Source organism: Azospirillum sp. BE72 (assembly GCF_031455875.1).
Taxonomy (GTDB): domain Bacteria; phylum Pseudomonadota; class Alphaproteobacteria; order Azospirillales; family Azospirillaceae; genus Azospirillum.
The window spans coordinates 33,581-58,131 of the sequence record NZ_JAVDTO010000023.1 but is presented as its reverse complement, the minus strand read 5'-3'; the positions used below and the strand labels follow the sequence as shown (position 1 = coordinate 58,131).

The window sequence follows — 24,551 nt, the reverse complement described above, 5'->3', positions numbered from 1 at the left end:
CCTGATCGCCGGTGTGGTCACGGCGAGACTAACAGCAGGCGACGGGGGCGGTCACGCAGGTTGGACCGCCACGGCCACCACCACTGCCGACGGCGCCCTCTACCCCCGCCGGCAATGCAGCAGGCTGAACAGCCCGAAGGGCGGCAGGGTGCGGATGCTTTCCACGGCCAGCCGCGATCCGTTCATCATTGCGTCCAGAGTGAAGTCGGGCCGCCAGCCCAGCTTCTTCGACAGCGGCGACAGCCAGCCCTCCACCGCACGGCGGACACCCGGGCGGGGAGCGGCGAAGTGGTTGACGATCACGATGTCGCCGCCCGGTTTGCAGACGCGCTCCAACTCCGCCATCGTGCCCTGGGGGTCGGGGACGACGGTCATGACATACATGGCGACCACCACGTCGAAGCTGCCGTCGGCGAAGGCCAGCTTGCCGGCATCCATCTCCAGCAGCCCTTCGACATTGTCGAGCTTCTCGCGCTCCACCCGCTCCTGCGCGACCTTCAGCATGTCGGTGGACAGGTCGATGCCGACGACGCGGTTATCCTTGCGGTAGTCGGAAAGCGACAGGCCGGTGCCGACGCCGACCTCCAGGATCCGCAGGTTCCCGCGCCGGTTCAGCCACTCCACCGCCGCATGCCGGCCGGACGCCAGAAGCACCCCGAATACCTTGTCGTAGAAACCCGCATAGCGGCGGTAGGCGGCACGAATGGAATCGGCGTCCATGATCCTGTTTCCCCTCTCTCGATCCCGATGCCGGGTAATTTTCAAAGGTCAAGCCCAAGCCGGCAGGAGCGCACCATAGCCGTGTTTGGAGCTTCATGAAAGTGACGCAAACAACAAAACCAGCTCAATGTCGCCACGCGACGGCCCATTCATTTGGCCTATCCATTTGGTCGATTGCTCTTGCCGTTTTTGATTGATCGTTCATTCAAGGAAAATCGCCCGATTGCTCGAAGGCAATTCTCCTGCTCCCAGTGTTCCTTCCCGACGGGAAACGGCACTGGATAGCATCGCCTCTGCAGTCCCCTAGACGGAGGATGGCCGCCACCGTCTCCACCTGTCCGCTGCGCCGCCGCAGGCTGGCGTTTCTCGTCGCGGCACTGGCTGCGGTCACGGCATTGGCTTGTTGGGGCGCTTACCGCCGGGGCGGCGGCGCTCCATGTGGTGGACCGCAAGGGGTTGGCGCCGGCGGCGAGCGGAAGGTCGCTTTTTCCCCCTCACCCCAACCCCTCTCCCTCGAGAGGAGAGGGGCTATTCTCAGCGGCAAGATGCGCAATCTCCGCCAGAGACCAAGGGTTGTGCCAACTTTCGCGACGGGCGAGCAGAAGCGAAAACCAGTGCAAGCACGAGCAGAGCATCTCTACAAATCGAATCAAATACCTGAAATTCGATGTTGCCTGCGTACCATATCCCTATGCGACACCGTATCGCGGCCCCTCGATAAGCATTCCGTTCAATATTCAGGCAACAATTTCCCGAACGACACTCTGCACGACAAGGCGACTGCAATACGCCGAAAGGTGGTGGTCAATGACCAAATCTTCTCTTTCCATCCGCGCGAAGCTGCTGATGCTGGTGGCAACTGCCAGCCTCGCCTGCATGGCGATCGCGGGCGCCGGACTTTATCTCAGCTACAACCGCATGTATCAGGACCGCGTGGAAGCCCTGCGTTTCATGGTCGAGGCGGGACACAGCATGGCGGCCCGCTTCGAAGGCGACGTCGTGGCCGGACGCCTGTCCCGCGACGAGGCGCAGGCCCGCTTCAAGGATGCCTTCCTCGCCATCCGCTACAGCGGGGAGGAGTATCTTTTCGCGCACAACTACGACAATGTCGGCTTCGCCCATGTCAACAAGGCCCTGATGGGCAAGGATGTCTCCGGCATCAAGGATGCGGCCGGGGTGCCGGTCATCCCGGCGCTGATCGGCATCGTCAAGACCAGGGGCGAAGGGACCTACGCCTATGATTGGCCGCGCACGGTCGGCGGCACCGAGACGGCGGTGAAGCTGGCCTATGTGAAGGGGTTCGAACCCTGGCGGATCTTCATCGGCACCGGCGTCTTCATCGACGATCTGTGGACCGCGTTCCTGTCGCAGCTCTGGACACTGCTCGGCGTCATCGCAGGCCTCGCCCTGCCGGCCATCGTGCTGCTGGCACTGGTCGGGCACAACATCAGCACCACCATCCGCTCGCTGGCCGACCGCATGCATGCCATGGCCGATGGCGACCTGACCGTCGCCTTCCCCGAAACCAGCCGCGGCGACGAGCTTGGCGACATGAGCCGCGCCACGCAGGTGTTCAAGGAGAATGCCCTGGCCAAGCAGCGGCTCGAATCCGAACAGGCCGAGCAGGCCCGCCGCGCAGAAGCCGACAAGCAGCGGGCCGTCGCCGAACTGGCCGACCGGTTCGAACAGGCGGTGGGCGGCGTCATCCATGCGGTGGTCGAGGAAGCCGCCGGGATGGAAAGCCGCGCCAGCGCCGTGACACAGGCGGCGGATCAGACCGGCCGGCTGGCCAGCGACGTCGCCGTGACGACGGAACAGACCTCCGCCAATGTCCAGACCGTCGCCGCCGCGACGGAGGAACTGACCAGTTCGATCGGCGAGATCAGCCGGCAGGTCGGCCAATCCTCGGAAATCGCCCGCGAGGCCGTCGGTATCGCGGAGCGCGCCAACGGCAAGGTCGATGGGCTGGCCCAGGCGGTGCAGCGAATCGGCGCAGTGGTGGAACTGATCAACTCCATCGCCAGCCAGACCAACCTGCTGGCACTCAACGCCACCATCGAAGCCGCGCGTGCCGGGGAGGCCGGCAAGGGCTTCGCCGTGGTCGCCAGCGAGGTGAAGGCGCTCGCCAACCAGACGGCGAAGGCGACCGACGACATCGCGGTCCAGGTCGCCGACATCCAGTCGATGACCGGCGAGGCGGTGGGAGAGTTGCAGGAGGTGGTCCGCGTCATCGGCCACATCAACGAGGTCGCCACCTCCATCGCGTCGGCGGTCGAGGAACAGGGGGCCGCGACCCGCGAGATCAGCCGCAACATCCAGCAGGCAGCCCAGGGCACGCAGACCGTTTCCGACAGCATCGGCGGCGTCAACCAGGCCGCCAGCCAGAGCGGCAAGGTCGCCTACGAAGTCCTGACCTCCGTCCGCCAGCTGTCCAGCCACACGGACACGCTGAGCCACGAGGTGGACCGCTTCCTGACCCAGGTCCGCGCCGGGTGACGATCCCGCTCGCCTAAAGCGCGCTTTAGTTCATTGACGTTGACTTCCCCCTGCGCCCGTGGCGAAATCCGCTGGCGCGGGGGATTGTCAATGTCCGAACGGGATCGGGTTTACGGCGTGACGGAACTGGCGGCGGAGTTCGATCTCACGCCGCAGGCGTTGCGCTTTTACGAGGAAAAGGGGCTGCTGACGCCGCAGCGGGCGGGGGGACGCCGTGTCTTCACCTACCGCGACCGCGCGCGGCTGATCCTGATCCTGAAGTTCCGGCGGGTGGGATTCTCGCTGGAGCAGATCGCCGATTATCTCGCCCATTACCGCTCGGGGCGGCCCAGTGCCGGGCAGTATCGCGACGGGTTGCGGAAGATCCGCACCCGGTTGGCCGAGCTTGAACGGATGCAGTCGGAAATCGCCGAGGTGATCGTCGAACTGAAGGCGATGGAGGCCGACGCCGAGGGGCGGCTCGCCACCTGCATGCCTGACGAAGACCCGATGCAGAATATGCCCACACAGAAGAGAAACGAACCGGGAGTGAAACGATGCTGCGTGGAATGATGATGAACGAGCCGCTGCTGGTGACCTCGATCCTGCGTCATGCGGCGCTCTACCACGCCGACACCGAGATCGTGTCGCGCACCACCGAGGGGCCGATCCACCGCTACACCTATGCCGACGCCTGGGTCCGCGCGCAGAAGCTGGCGAACGCCCTGGCGGCGCTGGGGATGAAGCCGGGCGACCGCATCGGCACGCTGGCCTGGAACGGCTACCGCCATCTGGAATGCTATTACGGCATCGGCGGCTCGGGCATGGTCTGCCACACCATCAACCCGCGCCTGTTCCCGGAGCAGATCGCCTACATCGTCAACCACGCCGAAGACCGGCTGCTTTTCACCGACCTGACCTTCGTGCCGCTGCTGGAGGGCATCGCCCATGAGTTGAGCGGGCTGAAGGGCATCGTCGTGATGACCGACCGGGCCAACATGCCGACCTCCAGCCTGCCCAACCTGCTGTGCTACGAGGATCTGCTGGCCGACCAGCCCGGCAGCTTCGACTGGCCGGAGCTGGACGAGAACACCGCCTGCGGCATGTGCTACACCTCCGGCACCACCGGCAACCCGAAGGGCGTGCTGTACAGCCACCGCTCCTCCTACCTTCACGCGATGGCCGCCTGCATGCCCGACGTGTTCGGCCTGTCGGCGGCGGACGTGGTGCTGCCGGTGGTGCCGATGTTCCACGTCAACGCCTGGGGCGTTCCATATGCCGCGCCGATGGTCGGCGCCAAGCTGGTCTTCCCCGGCGGCAAGCTGGACGGCGCCAGCCTGTACGAGTTGTTCGAGAGCGAGAAGGTCACCAACACCGCCGGCGTGCCGACGGTCTGGCTCGCCCTGCTGAACTGGCTGGACGCCAACAAGAAGAAATTGACGACCATGCGCCGCATCGCCATCGGCGGCTCCGCCTGCCCGCCGGTGATGATCCAGCGCTTCCGCGAGATGGGGGTCGAGGTTCTGCATGCCTGGGGCATGACGGAAACCAGCCCGCTCGGCCTCGCCAACATGCCCAAGGGCAAGCATGCGGGGCTGAGCGCCGACGATGCGCTGGCGCTGGCCTCCAAGCAGGGGCGGCCGATCTGCGGCGTGCAGTTCCGCGTCGTCGACGGCTCCGGCAACGACGTGGCCCGCGACGGGACCAGCTTCGGCCGGCTGCTGGTGCGCGGCTCCACCGTCTGCTCCGGCTATTTCGGCGTGACCGAAAGCCCGGCCCACCAGATGGTTCCGGGCTGGTTCGAGACCGGCGACGTGGTGACGATGGACGCCGACGGCTATGTCCAGATCGTCGATCGAACCAAGGACGTCATCAAGTCGGGCGGCGAGTGGATCAGCTCCATCGACCTGGAGAACATCGCCGTCGGCCATGCCGGCGTTCAGGAAGCCGCCGCCGTCGCCGTTCCTGACGAGAAGTGGGGCGAGCGCCCGGTCCTGGTGGTGGTGCGCAAGCCGGACTCCGCCGTCACCCGCGAAGAACTGCTGGCGGTCTTCGATGGCAAGGTCGCGAAATGGTGCATCCCCGACGACGTCCGCTTCGTCGACAGCCTGCCCCACACCGCCACCGGCAAGCTGCTGAAGAGCGAGATCCGCCACATGCTGACCGACCCTGAAGGGGTGTGAGCCGCGAAGAAAACGGGCCGGACGGCGTGAACCGTCCGGCCCAGTGCCCCGCCGGCAAGCGGGGGGACGCACCCGAGGGAGGAGTGTGCGTCTGTTCCGTCCTCAGCGGTCCGACCGCACCCGCGCCACGGCGTCGCGCCAGCCGCCATAGAGACGGTCGCGCTTGCCCTGCTCCATGCGGGGGTCGAAGCGGCGCTCGCTGCCCCAGGCGTCGGAGACCGAATTCAGCCCGTCGAACACGCCCACCCGCAAGGCCGCGAGGCAGGCGGCGCCCAGCGCCGTGGTCTCGATCACCTTCGGGCGTTCGACCGGCATGTTCAGCAGGTCGGCCAGGAACTGGCAAAGCCAGTCGTTGGCCGCCATGCCGCCGTCGACGCGGAGCGCGTTGATGGTGCCGCCCCAGTCGCCAGCCATCGCCTCCATCAGGTCGCGGGTCTGGAAGGCGACCGCTTCCAGTGCCGCGCGGGCGATGTGGGCCGGGCCGACATCCAGCGTCATGCCGAAGATCGCGGCACGGGCATCCGAATCCCAGTGCGGCGCGCCCAACCCGACGAAGGCGGGGACGAAATAGACGCCGTGGCTATCGGGCACGCGGGTGGCCATGTCGTCGGTCTGGCTGGCATGGGTGATGATGCCGATGCCGTCGCGCAGCCATTTGATCGCGGCGCCGGCAACGAAGATCGAGCCCTCCTGCGCATAAGCGGTCTTCCCGTTCAGCCGGTAGGCGACGGTGGTCAGCAGCCGGTTCTTGGACACCACCGGCGTCTGACCGGTGTTGATCAGCGCGAAGCAGCCAGTGCCGTAGGTCGATTTCGCCATGCCCGGCGTCAGGCAGGCCTGCCCGAAGGCTGCGGCCTGCTGATCGCCCGCCACGCCGGCGATCGGGATCGGCCGGCCGAACAGTTCAGGGTCGGTCTCGCCGAAATCGTCGGAGCTGTCGAGCACCCGCGGCAGCATGGCGCGCGGCACGCGGAACAGCGCCAGCAGTTCGTCGTCCCAATCCTGGGCGTGGATGTCGAACAGCATGGTGCGCGAGGCGTTGGTCGCATCGGTCGCATGCACGCGGCGGCCGGTCAGGTGGTAGATCAGGAAACTGTCGATGGTGCCGAAGCACAGTTCGCCACGCTCGGCCCGCGCACGGGCGCCCGGAACATGGTCGAGGATCCAGGCGATCTTGGTGGCGGAGAAATAGGCGTCGATCAGCAGGCCGGTCTTGGAGCGCACCAGTTCGGCATGGCCGGCGGCCACCAGATCGTGGCAGAGCGACGCGGTGCGGCGGTCCTGCCAGACGATGGCGCGGTGGATCGGTTCGCCGGTCGCGCGGTCCCACACCACGGCGGTCTCGCGCTGGTTGGTGATGCCGATGGCGGCGATGGACGCGACATCGACCCCCGCCTTCTCCACCGCCCCGCGCGCCACCGCGCGGACGTCGCGCAGGATGTCGGCCGGGTCATGCTCCACCCAACCATCGCCGGGGTAATGCTGCGGAAACTCGCGCCGCGCCTCGGCCAGCGGAGTCCCACGGCCGTCGAACAGGATCGCCCGCGACGAGGTGGTGCCCTGGTCGATGGCGAGGATATGGCCGGCCTTGCTCATGGATGCGTTCCCTCGTGATTTCTTGTGCTTGATAAGAAAGGGGCGGCGACAGCCTTTCGAAGGAATGCCGCCGCCCCAGGGTCACCTCCGGCTCAACCAGGACGAATGCCGGGGTGAGAACCCGTCGCCGCAGCCGCTATCAGCGGGCGCGGCCTTCCTTCCAGGCCTTCAGCAGGTCGTCATAGGCAATGGTCTCGCCCTTGGGCTTCTCGTTGTCCAGCTTGGCCTTCGGAGCGCCCGGCTTGTCGAACCAGACCTTGGCGTCCTCTTCCTTGTTCAGCTGTGGGGCGCACTCGCCGCCGATCTTGGCGCGCTCCATGCGGGACAGCACCTGCTCCATCTGGCTGGCGAGGTTGTCCATCGCCTGCTGCGGGGTACGCTCACCCGTGACCGCCTCGGCGATGTTCTGCCACCACAGCGGCGCCAGCTTCGGGTAGTCCGGCACGTTGGTGCCGGTCGGCGACCACGAAACACGGGCCGGGCTGCGGTAGAACTCGACCAGGCCGCCCAGCTTCGGGGCGGCGGCGGTCATCGGCTCCGAGTTGATGTCGCTCTCGCGGATCGGCGTCAGGCCGACCAGCGTCTTCTTCAGCGACGCGGTCTTCGACACGGTGAACTGGGCATAGAGCCAGGCGGCCTTGCGGCGTTCCAGCGGGGTGGACTTCAGCAGCGTCCAGGAGCCGACGTCCTGGTAGCCCAGCTTCATGCCCTCTTCCCAGTAAGGGCCGTGCGGCGAGGGGGCCATGCGCCACTTCGGCGTGCCGTCGGCGTTGACCACCGGCAGGCCCGGCTTGGTCATGTCGGCGGTGAAGGCGGTGTACCAGAAGATCTGCTGCGCGACGTTGCCCTGGGCCGGCACCGGGCCGGATTCGGAGAAGGTCATGCCCGAGGCTTGCGGCGGCGCGTATTTCTTCAGCCAGTCGATATACTTGGTCAGGGCGTAGACCGAGGCCGGGCCGTTGGTGTCGCCGCCGCGCTTGACGGAGGCGCCGGCCGGCCGGCAGCCCTCGACGCGGAGACCCCACTCGTCCACCGGCTTGCCGTTCGGCAGGCCCTTGTCGCCGGCGCCGGCCATCGACAGCCACGCGTCGGTGAAGCGCCAGCCGAGCGACGGGTCCTTCTTGCCGTAGTCCATGTGACCGTAGACGCGGACGCCGTCGATCTCCTTCACGTCGTTGGTGAAGAACTCGGCGATGTCCTCATAGGCCGACCAGTCCAGCGGGACGCCCAGTTCGTAGCCGTACTTGGCCTTGAACTTCTCCTTCAAGTCGGGGCGGGCGAACCAGTCGGCGCGGAACCAGTAGAGGTTGGCGAACTGCTGGTCGGGCAGCTGGTAGAGCTTGCCGTCCGGACCGGTGGTGAAGCTGGTGCCGATGAAGTCCTTGAGGTCCAGCGTCGGCAGGGTGACGTCCTTGCCCTCGCCCGCCATGAAGTCGGACAGGGCGACCGCCTGGCCGTAGCGGACATGGGTGCCGATCAGGTCGCTGTCGTTGACGTAGGCGTCGTAGACGTTGCGTCCCGACTGCATCTGCGTCTGCAGCTTCTCGATGACGTCGCCTTCCTGGATCAGGTCATGCTTCAGCCGGATGCCGGTCAGCTCGCTGAACAGGCGGGCCAGCGTCTTCGATTCATATTCGTGCGTGGTGATGGTTTCGGAGACGACGTTGATCTCCATGCCCTTGAAGGGCTCGGCCGCCTTCACGAACCATTCCAGCTCCTTCATCTGCTCGTCCTTGGACAGCGTGGAGGGCTGGAGTTCCTCGATGATGCGCTTGGCGACGGTTTCCTGTTCCGGCGTCATGGCGGCGGACGGCGCGGCCGATCCCATCGCCAGCAGAACGCCGATGCCGCCGGCCATCACCGCGCCGGTCAGACGGCGCCGCAGAGTCTGGTGCTGAAGCATGGTTCCTCCCACATGATCGACTTGATGTCGGGTTGACGTTTCGTTTTGCTCTTACCCTCGCGCCCCGGCCTCAGCAGGGACGGCGGATCCCTTGAAAACCCTGTTCCCTCAGCCGAAGCGGATCACGATTGCGATCCACGCGAGCGAGACGGCGAAGGCTCCCCACAGCGACACGTCGGTCGCGGCGAGCCATCCCAGATGGATGAAGGCGCTGCTGAGCAGGCCGATGAACAGGCGGTCGCCGCGGGTGGTGCGCATCGGCAGGAAGCCCTTGGCCTCCACCGTCGGCGACACCACCTCCCACACCGTCATGCCGGCCAGCATCAGGGCGATGCAGACGAAGAAGATTGCGGTCGGCGTGGTCCACGCCATCCATTCCATATCCATGACGCGGGGCCTCCCTCAGACGCGACCCAGGGCGAAGCCCTTGGCGATGTAGTTGCGGACGAACCAGATCACGAGCGCGCCCGGCAGGATGGTCAGCACGCCGGCGGCGGCCAGCAGGCCCCAGTCCATGCCCGACGCGCTGACGGTGCGGGTCATGGTGGCGGCGATCGGCTTGGCGTCGACCGAGGTCAGCGTGCGGGCCAGCAGAAGCTCGACCCAGCTGAACATGAAGCAGAAGAAGGCGGTGACGCCGACGCCGGCCCGGATCATCGGCAGGAACACCGTGCCGAAGAAACGCGGGAAGCTGTAGCCGTCGATGTAGGCCATCTCGTCGATCTCGCGCGGCACGCCTGACATGAAGCCTTCCAGGATCCAGACCGCCAGCGGCACGTTGAACAGGCAGTGGGCCAGCGCCACCGCGATGTGCGTGTCGAACAGCCCGACCGTCTGGTAGAGCTGGAAGAAGGGCAGCAGGAACACGGCCGGCGGCGCCATCTTGTTGGTCAGCAGCCAGAAGAAGACGTGCTTGTCGCCGATGAAGCGGTAGCGCGAGAAGGCATAGGCCGCCGGCAGGGCCACCGTCAGCGAGATGATGGTGTTCAGCGTCACATAGTAGATCGAGTTGATGTAGCCGCTGTACCAGCTGGGATCGGTGAAGATGACGGCGTAATTGCGCAGCGTCGGGTTGTGCGGGTACAGCGTCAGCCCCGACAGGATCTCCTCGTTCGTCTTGAAGGACATGTTGACCATCCAATAGATGGGCAGCATGAGAAAGACGATGTAGCAGACGAGAATGATCGTCCTGTTCGACACCCGTGCCGAGGATCGGCGGATGTTTGCCGGCGCACTCAGCGAACCGGGAGCGAGAACCGCGGCCTTGCTCATTTCTTCTCTCCCTCGCCGGTGCGGGTGATGATGGTGTAGAAGATGAAGCTGAACAGCAGCACGATCAGGAAGTAGACGATGGAGAAGGCCGCGGCCTTGCCGATGTCGAACTGACCCACCGCCATCTGCGTCAGATACTGGCTGAGGAAGGTGGTGGAGTTGCCGGGACCGCCGCCGGTCAGCACGAAGGGCTCCGTGTAGATCATGAAGCTGTCCATGAAGCGCAGCAGCACCGCGATGATCAGGACGCCGCGCATCTTCGGCAGCTGGATGTAGCGGAACACCGCCCATTTGGAGGCGCCGTCGATCTTGGCGGCCTGATAGAAGGCCGGCGGGATCGACTGCAGGCCGGCGTAGCACAGCAGCGCCACCAGGCTGGTCCAGTGCCAGACGTCCATGACCAGCACGGTCAGCCAGGCGTGGACCGAGTTGTTGGTGTAGTTGTAGTCGATGCCGATGGCGCGGAAGGTGGCGCCCAGGAGGCCGATGTCGCCGCGGCCGAAGATCTGCCAGATGGTGCCGACCACGTTGAACGGGATCAGCAGCGGTAGGGCCAGCAGCACCAGCGTCAACGACGTCTTGGCGCTGCGACCGCCGGGCATGCCGAGCGCGATCAGGATGCCCAGCGGGATCTCGATCGCCAGCACCGCCAGCGAATAGATGATCTGGCGGATCAGCGCGTCGTGCAGCCGCTCGTCGGCCAGCACCGCGGAGAACCATTCGGTGCCGACGAAGAAGGTCTGGCCGGGGCCGAAGATCTCCTGCACCGAATAATTGACCACCGTCATCAGCGGAATCACCGCGCTGAAGGCGACGATCAGAAAGACCGGGATGATGAGGAACCAAGCCCGGTTGTCCTGGACCTTATCCATGGCTCTTGGCTCCTTAACCGACCAGATGGCTGTCGCGGTAGAGCTTGGTCCACCGGGTGGGGAAACGGATGGCGGCGTCGAGCGCCGGGATTTCCTGCTCCTCGCTCAGCCGGGCCTTCAACGTGTGGCAGCCCAGACGCACCGTCGCCAGCTTGGAGGTGCCGAGGTCGTCCACTCCGGTGACCTGCACCGGAATGGCGCCGGCGCTGCCACTGCGCGTCAACTCCAGGAATTCCGGGCGGATGCCCAGCTCGAACTTGCCGCCGACCGCCGGAACGGCACGGTCCGGCAGCGGGATGGAGATTCCATCGACCAGCGCGTGATCGTTGCCCAGTGTGCAGGGCATCAGGTTGATGCCGGGACTGCCGATGAAATAGCCGACGAAGGTGTGCAGCGGGTTCTCGAACAGCTCCTGCGGGGTGCCGAGCTGGACCATGGCGCCTTCGTACATCACCGCGACCTTGTCGGCGAAGGTCAGCGCCTCCACCTGGTCGTGGGTCACGTAGATCATGGTCAGCCGGTATTCCTCATGGATCTGGCGCAGCTTGCGCCGCAGGATCCACTTGGTGTGCGGGTCGATGACGGTCAGCGGCTCGTCGAACAGGATCGCCGCAACGTCTGAGCGTACCAGACCGCGGCCCATGGAGATCTTCTGCTTGGCGTCCGGCGTCAGGCGCTGGGCGCGTTTCTTCAGGTCGGCGGTCAGGTCCAGCGCCTCCGCCACCTGCCGAACCCGGCGGTCGACATCCGCGGCCGGAACCTTGCGGTTGCGCAGGGGGAAGGCGAGATTCTCGTACACCGTCATGGTGTCGTAGATCACCGGGAACTGGAACACCTGGGCGATGTTGCGCTCTTCGGGGGTACAGCGGGTCACGTCCAGCCCGTCGAACAGCACCCGCCCCTCGCTGGGCACCAGCAGGCCGGAGATGATGTTCAGCAGCGTGGACTTGCCGCAGCCCGACGGCCCCAGCAGCGCATAGGCCTTGCCGTCCTCCCATTCCTGCGACAGCCGGCGCAGCGCGTAGTCCTCAGGCCGGGTGGGGTGCGGGTGGTAGGAGTGGCCGAGATTGTCGAATTGGATGGTCGCCATCGCTCCCGCCTCCCTTAAGCGATGTTGCGCAGCGCGCCGCGCCGCCAGTTGGGTGCCGCCACCAGTTGCCCGGCGGTGGAGAAGACGAAGATGCGGTCGGGATCGGCATAGACCTGAATCTCGCTGCCGATGGGATGGCTGTGCACCCCGTCCTCACGCGCGATCAGCGTGGTGCCGCCATGGTGCAGGTGGATGAAGGTCTCCGACCCGCTGATCTCCGACAGTTCCACCCGCCCCTTGATCGGCACCAGCCGCTCGTTCCGGCGCAGGACCGTCAGGTGGTTGGCGCGGATGCCGACCTTGCAGGGTCCGGCCGGCAGGTTGCGGTCATGGGCCGACAGCGGCAGGCTGGTGCCGTCGGACAGCGCAACCCGGTCGTTGGTCAGGATCGCGTCCACCACGTTCATCGGCGGGTCGCTGAACACCGCGGCGCATTCCAGCGAGACGGGGGCATGGAACACGGTGCCGGTCAGCCCGGTCTGCAGCATCCGCCCCTCATGCAGGACCGTGACGCTGCCACCGAGGATCAGCGCCTCCTGCGGTTCGGTGGTGGCGTAGACCACCGTGGTCTTGCCGTCGGCGAAGATGTCCCGCAACTCGGCGCGCAGCTCCTCGCGCAGCTTGTAGTCCAGGTTGACCAGCGGTTCGTCCAGCAGAAGCAGGCCGGCGCCCTTGACCAACGCGCGGGCGATGGCGCAGCGCTGTTGCTGGCCGCCCGACAGTTCGGCCGGAAGCCGATCAAGGTAAGGGTCGATCCGCAGCATGGCGGCGGTGCCGCGCACCTTGGCGTCGATCTCCGCCTTGTCCTTGCCCTGGCGGCGCAGCGGCGAGGCGATGTTCTCGTAGACCGTCATCGCCGGGTAGTTGATGAACTGCTGATAGACCATCGCCACGTCGCGATGGCGCACCGACGCGCCGGTCACGTCCTTGCCGTTCTCCAGCACGCGCCCGGCGGTCGGCTTGTCCAGCCCGGCCATCAGCCGCATCAGCGTCGTCTTGCCGGCCAGCGTCCGCCCCAGCAGGACGTTGAAGCTGCCGGGTTGCAGTTCCAGCGACAGGGGGTGGAGATGCTGCTCGGCGCCGACGCGCTTCGCCACGCCTTCCAGTGTGAGTGTCACCGCAATCCTCCCATCGACCGCAGGCCGGAGCTTTCCCCCGTGTCCCTGTTGGCCGTTGCTTCGCGGCGCCGGTCGAACCAGCCGCCGATGGCTTCCCGGACATTTGCGTCCAGGTGCAGCCCAAGTTTGGAGCGCCGCCACAGGAAGTCGTCGCCGGACATGGCGAATTCCTCCCGCATGGCGTAGTCGAGTTCGGCTTCAAAGACGCCGCCCCCGAAATCGATGCCCAGGCCGTCCAGCCCCTTGGCGTCGCCCAGCAGCCGGTCGACCCGCGTGCCGTAGGCCCGCGCCAGCCGGTTGGCCAGCGCCTCCGGTAGCCAGGGCCGGCGCCGCTTCAGACCGGCCAGGAAGCCGGCGAAATCGGCGTCGGCGATGTCGCCGCCCGGAAGCGGCGCGTCAGCCGTCCAAGTAACGCCCTCCTTGCCCAGCGCCCGGCCCAGCTTCTCCGTCGCCTCCTCCGCCAGCCGTCGGAAGGTGGTGATCTTGCCGCCGAAAATCGACAGCATCGGCGCCTCGCCGGCCGGCTCGTCCATCTCCAGCACATAATCGCGGGTGACCGCCGAGGCGTTGCCGCTGGCGTCGTCGAACAGCGGGCGGACACCGCTGTAGGTCCAAACCACATCGCTTTCGCGCACGGGATTCGCGAAATAGCGCGACACCGCCCGGCACATGTAGGTGATTTCCTCAGGGGCGATCGCCACCGCACCGGGATCGCCCGAATAATCGAGGTCCGTGGTGCCGATCAGGGTGAAATCACGTTCGTACGGGATGGCGAAGACGATGCGGCGGTCGTCGTTCTGGAAGATGTAGGCGTGTTCGCCTTCGAACATCTTGCGAACGACGATGTGGCTGCCCTTCACCAGTCGCACCGACTTGTCGACGGTGACGCCGGTGCGCTTGGCGATCATCTCCCGCACCCAGGGGCCGGCGGCATTGACCAGCGCGCGGGCGCGGACCACGCGGGCGGCGCCCGTGTTCACGTCGACCAACGTCGCTTCCCACAAGCCATTGCGGCGTTCGGCCTTGTCGCAGCGGGTGCGGGTCAGGATCTCCGCCCCACGGGTCTTCGCGTCCATCGCGTTCAGCACGACCAGCCGGCTGTCCTCCACCCAGCAGTCCGAATATTCGAACGCCTTGGTGAAGCCGCCCGACAGCGGCCTTCCGGCCGGCGAACTGGTCAGGTCGACACCGTGCGAGCCCGGCAGCAGCTTGCGCTTTCCCAAATGATCGTAAAGGAACAGGCCGATGCGCACCATCCAGGCCGGGCGCATGCTGCTGTCATGGGGCAGGACAAAGCGCATCGGCCAGATGATGTGCGGAGCGGCGCGCAAAAGCACCTCGCGCTCCTGCAGCGCTTCGCGCACCAGACGGAATTCGTAATATTCGAGATAGCGCAGGCCGCCATGGATCAGCTTGGTGCTGGCCGACGAGGTGGCGCCCGCAAGGTCGCCCTGTTCGCACAGCACCACCGACATCCCGCGCCCGACCGCGTCGCGGGCGATGCCCGCCCCGTTCACGCCGCCGCCGACGATCAGAAGGTCGGTAACTGCGGACTCGTTTGCCATGAGTTCCTCTCCGTACCGCGCCGGTTCCTCGCGAACCCGGCTGCTTTCGTTTCGGAACATATGATGTTCGTTCGCGGTTGAAAAGGAAAATGTTTGTTCAGCGGACCATGCTTTGACGCTACGCCGGTTTGCTCCCGCTGGCTACGGGGAAATGGAGGGGGGACGTGAGCGGGACGATGAGCGCGGCAGGTCGTCGGACTACCTTCGAATGGCGGTGCGCTTTCGTTACCGAATATGCTTGTCTAGCAAACAGTCTTGCCCTTACGGTGAGGCTCGCGCTCTGCGGCGGATCGACCGGCGGCGGCGCAGTCACCCGCTTTTCGCTTTGACCCATTCCGCACATCTGATTCACTGACGCCCCTTCAAAGACCGGAGACAGCCCCCCGATGGACGCGCGCCTGGACGCCGAACGCCGCCAGCAGGAGATCGTGACCCTGGTCCATGCCAAGGGCATGGTTCAGATTCAGTGGCTGGCCGAACATTTCGACGTTACGCCGCAGACCATCCGCCGCGATATCGAACATCTGGCCGGCCAGTCCGCCGTCCGGCGCTTCCGCGGCGGCGTCACCGTGCCGTCGAGCGTGGAGAACATCGCCTATTCCACCCGCCAGACCCTGATGGCGGAGGAAAAGCGCCGCATCGCCGAACTGGTCGCCCGCCATGTGCCGGAGGACGCCTCGCTGTTCCTCAACATCGGCACGACGACGGAGGCGGTGGCCCAGGCGCTGCTCGGCCACAAGCGGCTGCGGGTTCTGACCAACAACCTGAACGTCGCCACCATCCTGCACAAGAACACCAGCTTCGCCCTGTCGATCGCCGGCGGTCTCGTGCGCGAGCGCGACGGCGGCATCATCGGCGAGGCGACGGTGGAGTTCATCCGCCGCTACAAGGTCGACATCGGCATCATCGGCATCAGCGGCATCGATTCCGAAGGCGACCTGCTGGACTACGACGAGCAGGAGGTCCGCGTCGCCCGCGCCATCATCGAAAGCTCGCGCCGCGTCTTCCTGGTCACCGACCACACCAAGTTCGGCCGCAACGCCATGATCCGCATGGCCGACGTCAGCGTGCTCGACGCCCTGTTCACCGACCGCCTGCCGCCGCCGGAACTGATGGAAGTGCTGGGCAACGCCGACTGCCAGGTCCACGTCGCCGACGGCACCGAGGCGTCCAACGGGGACAGCGAAGACTCCGAGGACTGACGCGGAAGCCTCCGTTTCGTTGAAACAGCTTCAAAAGAATCAGACCGATCCTGGCCCCACAGCCATTGGATTGATGTTTGCCCGCTGACAAAGCCCCTCTCCCCTTGTGGGAGAGGGGTTGGGGTGAGGGGTAGCAAACCGTTGACTCCCTTTGACTTCCAGTCGCCTGCACCCCTCATCCCAACCCTTCTCCCACAAGGGGAGAAGGGCATCCGAAACGCAAAGCCGTCGCCCTGAACTCAAGCATCCATGCCCCGTCTGCGACCCCGATGCCGCTTGCCGAAGCGGGGCATCGCCTCCACTCTGTGATGTTGGGCCTTGTGCAAGCGGTTGGCCCGGCAAACAGAGATGAGTAGGTGTGCGGTGATCATCGAAAGCGACCTCAAGCTCGACTTCAAGGATGTGCTGATCCGGCCGAAACGCAGCACGCTGCAGAGCCGCAATGACGTGGACGTCAACCGGACCTTCACCTTCCTGCACACCCAGCGCGACTGGACCGGCTTCCCGCTGATCGCCGCAAACATGGACGTCACCGGCAGCATGGGCATGGCGCGTGCGCTGTCGCGCTTCGGCGCCATGACCGCCCTGCACAAGCACTACAAGGCTGACGAGTTGGCCGCCTTCTTCCGCGAGGAGGCGGAGTCCACCGTGCAGTCGAACGTCTTCTATTCGATGGGCATCGCCGACGCCGACCACGACAAGTTCCAGGCGGTGAAGGCCAAGGCGCCGGTGGGGAAGATCTGCCTGGACGTCGCCAACGGCTATACCGAGCGCTTCGTCGAGGTGATCGCCCGCCTGCGCGAGGAGAATCCGGACACTGTCATCATGGCCGGCAACGTCGTCACCGGCGACATGACGGAGGCGCTGCTGCTGGCCGGCGCCGACATCGTCAAGGTCGGCATCGGGCCGGGGTCGGTCTGCACCACCCGCAAGATGACCGGCGTCGGCTATCCCCAGCTGTCGGCCATCATCGAATGCGCCGACGCCGCGCACGGGCTGAAGGGACAGGTCTGCGGCGACGGCGGCTGCACGGTGCCGGGCGACATCTCCAAGGCCTATGGCGCCGGCGCCGACTTCGTCATGCTGGGCGGCATGCTGGCCGGCCATGACGAGTGCGAGGGCGAGGTCCGCTACGAGGACCGCGACGGCAACCGCGTGCCCGTCGCCATGACCTTCTACGGCATGTCGTCGGACACGGCGATGCACAAATATTCCGGCGGCGTCGCCTCCTACCGTGCCTCGGAAGGCAAGACGGTGGATGTCCCCTATCGCGGCCCGGTGGAGAACACGATGCAGGAGATCATGGGCGGCGTGCGCAGCATGATGACCTACATCGGCGCCACCCGGCTGAAGGAGGTGCCGAAACGCACCACCTTCGTCCGCGTCGGCGCCCAGTTGAACACCGTGTTCGGGGGCTGATCCGCGCCGGTGCCGCATGGCTGATCCCTGCCGGACACGTCGTCCGATTCTTGTCTCTTGGTCCCGTTCCGTTCTACTGATTGGGTGAGCGGCGAATCGGACTTTGCGGGAACGAGAGTGCTTATGGACGGGGTGCCCGGCAGCGGAGCGGACGTCATCCGCGCCCAATTGCCGACCCTGCCGGACACGCCCGGCGTCTATCGGATGCTGGCGGCCGACGGGTCGGTCCTTTATGTCGGCAAGGCGAAGAACCTGAAGCGGCGGGTGGCCAGCTACACCCGGACCGACGGGCTGCCCAACCGCACCCGGCGGATGGTGTCGCTGACCCGGTCCATGGAATTCGTCACCACCCACACCGAGGCCGAGGCGCTGCTGCTGGAAGCGAACCTGATCCGCAGCCTGCTGCCGCCCTTCAACATCCTGGTGAAGGACGACCGCTCCTTCTCCTATATCGTCATCGGAAAAGGACACGACTTCCCCCGCCTGATGCAACATCGCGGCAGCGCCGAGCGCCGCGGCACGACAGGCAAGGGCAACCGCCGGGACTCCGACCTGTTCGGCCCCTACGCCTCGCCGCATCTGGTCGGCATGACCATCGCCGCCCTGCAGCGCGCTTTCCTGCTGCGGACCTGCGACGACGGGGTATTCGCCTCGCGCACCCGCCCCTGCCTGCAACACCAGATCAAGCGCTGCTCCGCCCCCTGCGTCGGCCGCGTCAGCGAGGAGGAATACGCTGATCAGGTGCAGGGCGTGCGCGATGTGCTGTCCGGCCGCAGTGCGGAGGTGCAGGCGGAATTCGCCCGCCACATGACCGACTGTTCCGACCGGCTGGAATATGAGGACGCCGCCCGCTGGCGCGACCGCATCCGCGCCCTGACCGCGCTGCAGAGCCGCCAGGACATCAATCTGGAGGACACGCTGGGCGATGCCGACGTTCTGGCCCTGCACCGCGAAGGAGGCGCGGCCTGCGTCCAGGCCTTCTTCTTCCGCGGCGGGCGCAACCAGGGCACCCGTGCCTTCTTCCCCCGCATCGACGCGGAGGAGGAACCCGGCGACATCCTGGCCGCCTTCGCCGCCCAACTCTATGCCGACACCCCGCCGCCGGCCTTGCTGCTGCTGAGCGACCCGGTCGAGTCACCGGAGTTGCTGGAGGAAGCACTGAGCCTGTCAGCCGGCCACCGCGTCGCCGTGGAATGCCCGAAGCGCGGGGCGAAGCGCCGCGCGGTCGAACACGCGCAGACCAACGCCCGCGACGCTCTAGGCCGCCGGCTGGCCGAACGGTCCACCCAGGCAACGCTGCTGGAGGGGGTGGCGCGCGTCTTCGGCCTGCCCGCCGCCCCGCGCCGCATCGAGATCTACGACACCTCTCACATCCAGGGCTCGTTCCCGGTCGGCGCGATGGTGGTGGCCGGGCCGGAGGGGTTCCAGCGCAACGCCTACCGCCGCTTCCACATCCGCGATCCTGAGGCCGCCGGCGACGATTACGCCATGCTGCGCGAGACCTTCACCCGCCGTTTCCACCGCAGCAGCGAGGCCGGCCGCGATTCCGGGCAATGGCCCGACCTCGTCCTGATCGACGGCGGGCTGGGGCAGTTGAATGCGGTGAAGGACGAACTGGCGATGCTGCAGATCACCGATATCCCGCTGGTCGCCATCGCCAAGGGGCCGGACCGCAATGCCGGGCGCGAGCGATTCTTCCGCCCCGGCCAGCCGCCGCTGACCCTGGCGCCCAATGACCCGGTGCTGCATTTCCTGCAAAGGCTGCGCGACGAGGCCCACCGTACCGCCATCGACAGCCACCGCGCCCGCCGCATGAAGGCGATGTCGCACACGCGCATCGATGGCATTCCCGGCATCGGTCCGACCCGCAAGAAGGCGCTGCTCCACCATTTCGGCAGCGCCACCGCCGTGGCATCCGCCGGATTGAAGGATCTGGAAGCCGCCCCGGGCATCAGCGAGGCCATTGCGCGGAAGCTCTACGAGCATTTCCACGGATAGGAGTTACGGCACCGCCTTCCCCGTGAACGGGTTCCAGCCCAGCGCCGCCAGCGCCGCCCAGGCGGTGGCGCCCAGATGCGGGCGGCGGTAATAGAGGAAGTCGTCGGTCTTGCTGTCCGGTCCGATGGCAAGGCCGGTCGACAGCACCTGCGGCCGGGTGGCGTAGAGATAGCCGCCGGGGCTGATCTCCTTCAGCAATTCGCCGAACAGCCGGTCCGCATCGGCACGGCGGCCGACGACGCGGTAGGCGAGCGCCGCCTGCGCCGTGCCCTCCACCCACATGCCGTCGCGGTCGTCGTTGAAGTCAAAGCCGCCATCGGCGCCATGGGCGCGCTCGGCATAGGACAGCGCGGCACGCCAGGGCTCCGGCGCCTTCGGCAGCAGCAGCGGCCAGAGCTGGGCGTCGAGACCGGAGGTGGAGGTGCTGACCGTCACGCCGTCCGGCCCGGTGCCGATGGGGAAATGGTCGCCGCCGGCCGTCCACAGCGTGTCGAGGAAGGCGCGCGCCTCGCGCTCCGGACCGGCAAAATCGCCGCCGAGCCAGCCGAACAGGGCAACGAGGTCGGTGTTGTGCTCCGTCGATTTCCAGGTCAGCGGCTGCGGCGCGTCGTCGAACCCCTGCAGGCCGCCGTTGAAGCCGCCGGGGCCGCGCGGATCGCGGGTGTGCTCGACCACCCAGCGCGCCAGTTCGCCCGCACCGTCGCGGAACCGGGTTTGGCCGGTCGACTCCGCCAGCGTCAGCAGAGCCAGCCCGGCCCAGGCGACGTTGCCGGTCGCGGTGCCGACCTGATAGGGGTCCTCGCCCCAATGGTTGCCGACGGCATCCCACCAGCCGTTGGGCGGGATCGGCCGCTGTTTCTGCGCGCCCGCCCTGTAGGTATTGCGCAGCCGTCCCTTCCAGCCGGCGCGATCGAGCGACACCGCATCCAGCAGCGCCTCGCCGATGCGCAAGGCACGGTCCTGCCGGCCGCAGGCGGTCAGCGCCATGATCGCCAGCGCGTTGTCGTAGGTGAAGGCGGCGTTGGACAGCGCCGGCTCCGAAGTGGGGCCGGGGGCGTAGGAATTGTCGTAGCTGCGCAGAAACAGCGGCCCGCGCCCCGAGACCTCATCGACCCGCGACGCGAGCGTGGCGCAGGTCTTCTGAGCCAGGTCCTTCGCCGGAGGGACGGGAGCGGCAGAGGCGGGAAGGGTCATGACGGCGGAAATCCCGAAGACGACCGCCGCCAGTGCGGCGCTGCGAAACCGTCCGGCCCGCAACGGGAGCACTCGCTTGACGCAGATACGCTTTGACATCGACACCGCCGGCCAGTTCCAGAAAGGTCCAGATATGGCCCTTTTACCGACCGGCGGCAACCGAACGGGAGTGGAAGCCCGCCTTTACAGCGGCGCCAGCCCCGCCATCATGTGCTTCTTGCGGTCGGCGTAGACGCTGCCCAACTCTGCGGCGCGGGAGTCGTCGAGGACGTCCTTGGCCTCCTCGAACAGCTCCTCCTCCTCCTCGTCCAGGTGGTGGCGGACCAGTTCGCCCAGAACCTGGAGCTTTTCCTTCCAGCCGCTGTCGCTGGTCTTCATCGCGTTCAACTCGTCCAGCAGGCCGTTGATCAGGTGATGCTCGTTCAGCCCCTCGATGGTTTCAGACTTCGCCTCCTTGGCCTTCTTCAGCGAGGCGTAGAACACGCCTTCCTCGACCTTGGAGTGGGCCCACAGCTCGCGCTGCAGCTCCTCGAACACGGCGCGACCGCTGCCGTTGGCCTTCTCGGTCTGATCGAGAAGGCTGCGGATGGTGTCGTGATCGGTCTTGATGCGGGCGAAGATATCGGCCTGGGTACCGGTGGTCTTGCTGGCCATCGTCGGGGTCCTTGGCAATTGTCGGGGGCGGCCGCCTGAGAGCGGTCGCGAAAAAGCTTGCCAATAGAACCCCGCCGCGGCCGGACTGTTCCCGGCGACCGGCGCCGCCCTTTCAGCCCTGCGGCCCTTTCAGCCCTGCGGATGCGTTTCCACGAATTCCCGCAGTGTGTGCATCAGCTCTACCGCATGGGCGACCTGCCCGTGGGCACAGGCCTCCGCGATGTCGTCGGCGATGATATGGGCGATGCGGTCGGGCCCGCCGGGGCAGTGGGCAAGGCAATGGCCCATCTCCACCGCAACCATTTCCGGCAGATGTTCGTGTTCGGCAATCGCGTCGATCTCGGCTTCGGTGAGATCGCTCAGCGCGATGCAGTCCTTGATCGTCAACATGGCGCGTTCCTCCCAGGAACGGCCGGGCCTCCCTGCGGACAGGGGCGGATCGGTTCGGCTGGAACGCCCGCCTTGAAACGGCCGTCGCCGCAGGGCATCCCCGCCCGATTGGGCGGCGGGGATGCCGCGCGGCCGAAGACCGGCAAAGATCAGTGAGCCATCAGAACCGGCAGCCCGGCGTGGTTCAGCACGTAGCGCGTGACACCGCCCAGGATCATTTCCCGCATCCGGCTGTGGCCATAGCCGCCCATAACAAGCAGGTCGGCGCCCAGCTCCACGGCTTTCTTGGTGACCGTCTCCCCAACGGGTTCCGATCCCGGATGCAATATAGTTAACTCAGGGTTAACGCCTTGCCAAGCGAGATAATCGGTAATGCGGCGTCCTGTCGCGGCCTCCGTCACCGAGGTCTCGGCGGTCAGCACCACCGCGCGCTCGGCGCTGCGCAGGAAGGGCAGTGCCGCGGCGACGGCGCGGGTCGCCTCCGCCTTGCCGTTCCAGGCGACGGCGACGGTGCGGCCGATCTCCGCCGGCAGATCCTTCGGCACCAGCAACACCGGCCGGGCGGAGCCCAGCAGCGCCGTTTCCATGGTGGTGTAGCCCTGGGTATCGGCCTCGATGGAGGTGTGGGCGCAGACGATCAGGTCGGACAGGCGGCCTTCCGCCGGCACCAAATCCTCAACCCGCCCGACGACCTCGCGCCAGGCGGCGGACGGCGCCTCCACCCCGCCGGGGACGTCGCGCAGCTCGATCCCGGCTTCGGCGATCACCGTGTCGAAATGCCGGCGCGCGGCGGCGCGATGGTTGTTCGACTCCGACTCCGCCGCGCGCATGATCTCGTCCACCATGGCGCCGGACATGCCCTCGCCCAGCATCGGCACGGCATCGCGCGGGTCGAGGCGCACGAACAGGGCGACGATATGCGCGTCGAAATCCTTCGCAACCGCGACCGCGCCTTTGAGGGCCACCGGATCGTTGTCACTGCCGCACAGCGGCACAAGGATGGTCTTGTAGGTCATGGACTCCTCCCGGACCGGTTCGAGCGGCCCTTCCCGGACGGCTCCGGTCCGCCCGCCGGTGCGGCGGGGCATTCACCGTGCCGTCGTTCGCCCCATCATCATACCGGTATGGTCGTAACGGTCCACGGCCCGGGGCGGAGCCGTCGACTTTCGACATTCGGCCCTTAACATGTTGTCCGTCCTGGAATTAGGCCAAGCTTGCGCGGGCGTCGTCCAGCACATCCGCTGCAACCCTGCCAGCATCCAGGCGCGTCCAATCGATTGTGCCCAAATCATAGCTTTCCTGCCGTTCCACCACGTCGGCGGTGGCGTCTGACGCGTCGTTGCGACGATTGGCCACACGCTCCACCCGTGCGGTCAACGGCGCCTCCAGCCAAATCCCGTCGAATCGCACGCCGGCATCCGCGGCGACCGAGGCGAGGCGGCAGCGCTCCTCCGGCCGGGCGCTGACCGCATCGACCAGCACCGCATGCCCGGCGGCCAACACGGCGGCGGCCCGCCGGTACAGTTCGGCATAGACCCGCTCCGTCACGGCCGGGGCATAGCCGCCCTCCGGCAGCCGGTCGGTGTCGGACACGCCGCACAGCCGCTTGCGCAGCACGTCCGTGCGCAGGACCACCGCACCGGGCGCCGGTCCCAGGCCGGGGGCGAGCCCTTCGGCAAGGCGCGTCTTGCCGGTGCCGGACAGGCCGCCGACAGCGACCAGCCGCGCCGGTGCCGGGTCGAGCGCCGCAAGCGCATGATCCAGATACCGCCGCGCCACCTCCGCCAGACCGGAAGCGGTGCCACCCAGCCGCAGTGCGGCGGCCAGCACCTTGGCCCGCACAGCTGCGCGAAGCGACAGGAACAGCGGCAGCGCCGCCAGCCCACCATAATCCCCCGTCTCCTCCAGATATCGGTTCAGCACCACGTTGCCGAGCGGCCGCAACCCCCGGTGGTCGAGATCCATCAAGAGAAAGGCGAGGTCGTAGAAGACGTCGGCGACCGCCAGCGCCTCGTCGAACTCGATGGCGTCGAACAGGGTCGGCTCGCCGTCCAGCAGGACGATGTTGCGCAGATGCAGGTCGCCATGCCCGTGCCGGACGAAGCCGGTCCGCCGCCGCTCCTCCAGCAGCGGCGCCAGCCGGTCGAGCGCCGCGGCGGTGTGCCCCGCCAGCCGTGCCACCAGGGCTTCGGGGAACAGGTCGGGGGAGGCGCGCAGATCCTCCAGATTGCCGTCGGCGACCGCCCGCATCGCCTCCGCGCCGCCGCCATCCGGCCTGGGGGCGGCCTCGCGATGGAAGGCGGCGATCCGTTCGGCCAGCCGGCGCATCAGGTCGGGGGTCAGCAGGTGCCGCTCCGCCATGCGGTCGAGCAGCGCGTCGTCCGGGAAACGCGTCATCGACACCAGCCAATCGACCGCCTCGCCTGCGCCGTCGCCGGCATCCAGGAACAGCCGCCCGTCGGCGCCGCGGCGGAGTGCCACCACGTCCCGATAGAGCGCAGGCGCGGTGCGGCGGTTGATCGCCAGTTCAGCAAGACAGGCGGCGTGGCGCTTCTCCACCGTCGAGTAATCGAGATAGGGATAGCGCACCGCGCGCTTCAGCTTCAACGCGCGGTCACCGGCCAGGAAAACCAGGGCGGCATGGGTGTCGATCCGCTCCACCGCCTGACCGCCATGGCTGTGCGGATCGCCCAGGAAGGCGATCGCCTCTTCCTGCTGGCCATGGCCCTGCCGCGGGCTCGGGCGCCGATCGACGGGATGTGCGGTCATGACGTGATGGTAACAGAGCCGCGCCCCGCCCCGCTCCTGCTTTCATGGTTGAAACGCCGATGCCAGTCACGACATCCTAGGGGTAGCGCCGATACACCATGGGACGAGGGCCACGCCCCATCGTTATAGTG

At 66.9% G+C, this 24,551-nt stretch carries 20 protein-coding genes; 6 read left to right on the top strand and 14 right to left on the bottom strand.

The genetic code is table 11. The features are described from left to right. Positions 1–99 precede the first annotated feature (99 nt). Positions 100–720, bottom strand: a complete 621-nt coding sequence (locus J2Y49_RS29925) for a class I SAM-dependent methyltransferase (protein ID WP_310119233.1) — start codon at positions 718–720, stop codon at positions 100–102. Positions 721–1,527: 807 nt separating this feature from the next. Between J2Y49_RS29925 and J2Y49_RS29920 the strand changes: the two genes are divergently transcribed. From J2Y49_RS29920 to J2Y49_RS29910, 3 genes are all read left to right on the top strand, one after another. After that, entirely contained in the window at positions 1,528–3,216 is a 1,689-nt protein-coding gene (locus tag J2Y49_RS29920) for a methyl-accepting chemotaxis protein (protein WP_310119230.1), read from the top strand. A gap of 90 nt (positions 3,217–3,306) precedes the next feature. Continuing rightward, entirely contained in the window at positions 3,307–3,768 is a 462-nt protein-coding gene (locus J2Y49_RS29915) for a MerR family DNA-binding transcriptional regulator (RefSeq protein WP_310119229.1), read from the top strand. Continuing rightward, positions 3,753–5,378 (top strand): 3-(methylthio)propionyl-CoA ligase, encoded by a 1,626-nt coding sequence (locus tag J2Y49_RS29910; protein WP_310119228.1) that lies wholly within the window; start codon positions 3,753–3,755, stop codon positions 5,376–5,378. Before J2Y49_RS29915 ends, J2Y49_RS29910 begins: the two co-directional genes overlap by 16 nt. 102 nt (positions 5,379–5,480) lie before the next feature. On the opposite strand, the gene glpK is transcribed toward J2Y49_RS29910, so the two are convergent. The 8 genes from glpK to glpD form a co-directional block, all read right to left on the bottom strand. Beyond that, positions 5,481–6,974, bottom strand: coding sequence for a glycerol kinase GlpK (glpK, locus tag J2Y49_RS29905; protein ID WP_310119225.1), 1,494 nt, complete (start codon positions 6,972–6,974; stop codon positions 5,481–5,483). 139 nt (positions 6,975–7,113) lie between these two features. Continuing rightward, positions 7,114–8,877: an ABC transporter substrate-binding protein gene (locus tag J2Y49_RS29900; protein ID WP_310119224.1), complete on the bottom strand. Its 1,764-nt coding sequence runs from the start codon at positions 8,875–8,877 to the stop codon at positions 7,114–7,116. A 108-nt stretch (positions 8,878–8,985) separates the two neighbouring features. Then, positions 8,986–9,264 carry a DUF2160 domain-containing protein gene (locus J2Y49_RS29895; RefSeq protein ID WP_310119223.1) on the bottom strand — a complete coding sequence of 93 codons (279 nt, stop codon included), beginning with the start codon at positions 9,262–9,264 and terminating at the stop codon, positions 8,986–8,988. A 15-nt stretch (positions 9,265–9,279) separates the two neighbouring features. Then, entirely contained in the window at positions 9,280–10,077 is a 798-nt protein-coding gene (locus J2Y49_RS29890) for a carbohydrate ABC transporter permease (RefSeq protein ID WP_149223055.1), read from the bottom strand. Between the two features lie 68 nt (positions 10,078–10,145). Next, positions 10,146–11,021, bottom strand: coding sequence for a sugar ABC transporter permease (locus tag J2Y49_RS29885; protein ID WP_310119221.1), 876 nt, complete (start codon positions 11,019–11,021; stop codon positions 10,146–10,148). Positions 11,022–11,034: 13 nt separating this feature from the next. Next, the gene (locus J2Y49_RS29880) at positions 11,035–12,111 is read right to left on the bottom strand and encodes an ABC transporter ATP-binding protein (RefSeq protein ID WP_310119220.1); all 1,077 of its coding nucleotides are present in this window, start codon (positions 12,109–12,111) and stop codon (positions 11,035–11,037) included. Positions 12,112–12,125: 14 nt separating this feature from the next. Beyond that, the gene (locus tag J2Y49_RS29875) at positions 12,126–13,229 is read right to left on the bottom strand and encodes an ABC transporter ATP-binding protein (protein WP_310119219.1); all 1,104 of its coding nucleotides are present in this window, start codon (positions 13,227–13,229) and stop codon (positions 12,126–12,128) included. After that, positions 13,226–14,794, bottom strand: a complete 1,569-nt coding sequence (glpD, locus tag J2Y49_RS29870; protein ID WP_310119218.1) for a glycerol-3-phosphate dehydrogenase — start codon at positions 14,792–14,794, stop codon at positions 13,226–13,228. The genes J2Y49_RS29875 and glpD overlap by 4 nt, the downstream gene beginning before the upstream one ends. Before the next feature lie 398 nt (positions 14,795–15,192). Between glpD and J2Y49_RS29865 the strand changes: the two genes are divergently transcribed. The 3 genes from J2Y49_RS29865 (at position 15,193) to uvrC (ending at position 19,413) form a co-directional block, all read left to right on the top strand. Continuing rightward, positions 15,193–15,996 carry a DeoR family transcriptional regulator gene (locus J2Y49_RS29865; RefSeq protein WP_409017935.1) on the top strand — a complete coding sequence of 268 codons (804 nt, stop codon included), beginning with the start codon at positions 15,193–15,195 and terminating at the stop codon, positions 15,994–15,996. A 363-nt stretch (positions 15,997–16,359) separates the two neighbouring features. Next, positions 16,360–17,415, top strand: coding sequence for a GMP reductase (locus J2Y49_RS29860; protein WP_310119214.1), 1,056 nt, complete (start codon positions 16,360–16,362; stop codon positions 17,413–17,415). Between the two features lie 123 nt (positions 17,416–17,538). Further along, positions 17,539–19,413 (top strand): excinuclease ABC subunit UvrC, encoded by a 1,875-nt coding sequence (gene uvrC, locus J2Y49_RS29855; RefSeq protein ID WP_310119212.1) that lies wholly within the window; start codon positions 17,539–17,541, stop codon positions 19,411–19,413. Between the two features lie 3 nt (positions 19,414–19,416). Here uvrC and J2Y49_RS29850 read toward each other — a convergent pair whose 3' ends face one another. From J2Y49_RS29850 to J2Y49_RS29830, 5 genes are all read right to left on the bottom strand, one after another. Beyond that, entirely contained in the window at positions 19,417–20,607 is a 1,191-nt protein-coding gene (locus tag J2Y49_RS29850) for a hypothetical protein (protein WP_310119210.1), read from the bottom strand. Between the two features lie 183 nt (positions 20,608–20,790). After that, a complete protein-coding gene (locus tag J2Y49_RS29845; RefSeq protein WP_149222669.1) occupies positions 20,791–21,261 on the bottom strand; it encodes a hemerythrin domain-containing protein in 471 nt (156 codons plus the stop codon). A 129-nt stretch (positions 21,262–21,390) separates the two neighbouring features. After that, on the bottom strand, positions 21,391–21,651 hold the full coding sequence (locus tag J2Y49_RS29840) for a hypothetical protein (RefSeq protein ID WP_149222668.1): 261 nt from the start codon (positions 21,649–21,651) through the stop codon (positions 21,391–21,393). Positions 21,652–21,800: 149 nt separating this feature from the next. Next, positions 21,801–22,667 carry a universal stress protein gene (locus J2Y49_RS29835; protein ID WP_310119209.1) on the bottom strand — a complete coding sequence of 289 codons (867 nt, stop codon included), beginning with the start codon at positions 22,665–22,667 and terminating at the stop codon, positions 21,801–21,803. 187 nt (positions 22,668–22,854) lie between these two features. Continuing rightward, complete coding sequence (locus J2Y49_RS29830; protein ID WP_310119208.1) at positions 22,855–24,420, bottom strand: AAA family ATPase; 1,566 nt, start codon at positions 24,418–24,420, stop codon at positions 22,855–22,857. Between the last annotated feature and the right edge of the window lie 131 nt (positions 24,421–24,551).